This is a genomic window from Micromonospora foliorum (assembly GCF_022229015.1).
GTDB lineage: Bacteria > Actinomycetota > Actinomycetes > Mycobacteriales > Micromonosporaceae > Micromonospora > Micromonospora foliorum.
Genome location: NZ_JAKKFF010000455.1, coordinates 1 through 2,468, shown reverse-complemented (window position 1 = coordinate 2,468; position 2,468 = coordinate 1). Strand labels below are relative to the sequence as shown.

The window sequence follows — 2,468 nt, the reverse complement described above, 5'->3', positions numbered from 1 at the left end:
AGCAGCAGCAGGCCGGGCACGGTCACCCAGACACCCATGCCGAGCGAGCCGGCCGCGAAGCCCGTCAGGGGGCCGCGCGGCAGCGTCGTGTCGGTGGCGGCCGCGGGCCGCCGGTCCAGCCCGGTCATCGCCGCATCCTCTCCGCAATCCAACGGTTGCTGGATTCTAGGGGCAGAATGGCGACCATGACCATGCCCCGCCGCCGCCCGGGTCGGCCCCGCCGCGACGAGACCCGGCCGACCCGCGAGGTGGTGCTCACCGCGGCGACCGCGCTCTTCGCCGAGCGGGGCTTCGACGCCGTCGGGCTGCGCGAGGTCGCCGCCGCCGCCGGGGTCGACGTCGCCACGGTCGCGCACCACACGGGTACGAAGGCAGCCCTCTACGACGCGTGCTTCGCCCGGGTGTTCGCCGCCGAGCGGGAGGTGCTGACCGAGGCCGCCGAGCAGGCCCGCGCCGCTCTCGACGCGGGCCCTGAGGCGGCACGGCGGGCCCTGCACGAGCTGGTCGACGTCTTCGTGGACTTCCTGGAGGACCGCCCCGAGACCACCGCGCTGTGGCTGCGCCGCTGGCTGGAACCGCAGCGGCACGCCGAGCTCGACCAGCGCTACGCCGACCCGTTGTACCGGCTGGTCGCGGAGCTGCTCACCGCCGCCGCGGCGACCGGCGCGCTGGCCGAGCCGACCCCGCACATCACCGTACGCAGTCTGGTGTGGGCGACGCACGGGCACGTGGTGGCGTTGGCCGCCGGCGCGCCCGGCGCTCGGGAGCGGCGCGAGTTCCGGGCGTTCGTGCACCGCCTGCTCGACGGGCTGTACGGATCACCGACCCCTTGACGGGCCGCCACCGCACGACGATTATCCATCGGACGTTGGATTAATGGGGGCGGCAATGGGCGTACCACCTCGGGTGGCGGTGATCGGGGCCGGCGCCGCCGGGCTCGCCGCGGTCAAGGCACTGCGCGACGCCGACGTGCCGACGGTCGGCTTCGAGGCCGCCGAGCAGGTCGGTGGCCTCTGGGTGTACGGGGCGCCCGACTCGCCCGCGTACCGCACGCTGCACCTCAACACCAGCCGCGCTCGCACCCAGTTCGCCGACCACCCGATGCCCACCGACTGGCCCGACTACCCCGACCACCGTCGTGTCGCCGGTTACCTCGCCGACTACGCCGCGCGTTTCGGGCTGGCCGACGCCATCCGGCTGCGCCACACCGTCGAGCGGGTCACCCGGCATCCCAACGGCACCTGGACGGTGGCCGCCAGCGGCCCGAGCGGCCCGGCCGAGGTCACCGTCGACGCCGTGGTCGTCGCCAACGGGCACAACCGGGTGCCCCGGCTGCCGGACCCCGGCTACCCCGGCACCTGCACCGCCGAGCAGATCCACAGCCACGACTACCGGGGCCCGGAGCAGTTGGCCGGCAGGCGGGTCCTCGTCGTCGGGGGTGGCAATTCCGCGATGGACATCGCCGTGGACGCGTCGTACGCCGCCGCCCGCACCCTGCTGTCGCTGCGCCGGGGCGTCTGGGTGGTGCCGAAGTACCTGCTGGGCCGCCCCTCGGACACCCTCAACGGTGCGTTGGCCCGCCGACTGCCGTGGCGCCTGCGCCAACGCATCAGCCAGACCATGCTGAGCGCCACCGTCGGCAACCCCACCCGCTACGGGCTGCCCGCGCCGACGCACGGCTTCCTGCAGGACCACCCGACGCTCTCCGACGGGTTGCTGTCACGGCTGACCCACGGCGACGTCGAGGCCCGGCCCGGCGTCGCCGCGCTCGACGGCGACCGGGTGGAGTTCACCGACGGCCGCAGCGACAGCGTCGACTTGATCATCTGGTGCACCGGCTACCGGGTGGACGTCCCGTTCCTCGACCCGGCGCTGCTCGCCGGGGGCGCCGACACCCTGCCGTTGTACCGGCACGTGTTCCACCCCGACGCCCCCGGGCTGAGCTTCGTCGGGTTGATGCAGTCCACCGGGTCCGCGTTCCCCCTGGTCGAGGCGCAGGCCAAGCTGATCGCGGCGCACCTCGCCGGCCGGTACGCGCTGCCGGACCCGGACCGTCAGCGCGCCGTCTGCCGGGCCGAACTGCGGGCCGCGACCGCCCGCTGGGGTCAGCGCCGCCCGGCGATGCGGGTGGACTTCGACGTCTACCTGGCCGAGCTGGCCCGGGAGTTGACCGCCGGGACCCGCCGCGCCCGCTCCGCCGCGGCGTCCTCGGTGGGGGCACCCCGGTGAGCGGTCGAACACTTGCCGGTCGGCGGGTGCTGGTCACCGGGGCGAGCGGCACCTTCGGCCGCCACCTCGGCGCCGCGCTGAACGCGGCCGGCGCCCGGGTGGTGGGGCTCGACCTGCACGCCCGCCCCGACGACGACGTTGCGGTGCTGGGCTGCGACCTGACCGACCCGGACGCCGTGCCACCCGCGGTGCGGGCCGCCGTCGACCGGCTCGGCGGACTCGACCTGCTGATCAACAAC

3 protein-coding genes are annotated in these 2,468 nt (G+C 75.1%); all 3 read left to right on the top strand.

Annotated features, from left to right (window positions below; translation table 11 throughout):
• The first annotated feature begins 185 nt into the window (after positions 1-185).
• Positions 186-833, top strand: coding sequence for a TetR/AcrR family transcriptional regulator (locus tag PSH25_RS27635; protein WP_238661822.1), 648 nt, complete (start codon positions 186-188; stop codon positions 831-833).
• A 55-nt stretch (positions 834-888) separates the two neighbouring features.
• Positions 889-2,229: a flavin-containing monooxygenase gene (locus PSH25_RS27630; RefSeq protein WP_238661821.1), complete on the top strand. Its 1,341-nt coding sequence runs from the start codon at positions 889-891 to the stop codon at positions 2,227-2,229.
• Positions 2,226-2,468, top strand: a 243-nt coding sequence (locus PSH25_RS27625) for an SDR family NAD(P)-dependent oxidoreductase (RefSeq protein WP_238661820.1), incomplete at its 3' end; no start/stop codon positions are given. The genes PSH25_RS27630 and PSH25_RS27625, both read left to right, overlap by 4 nt.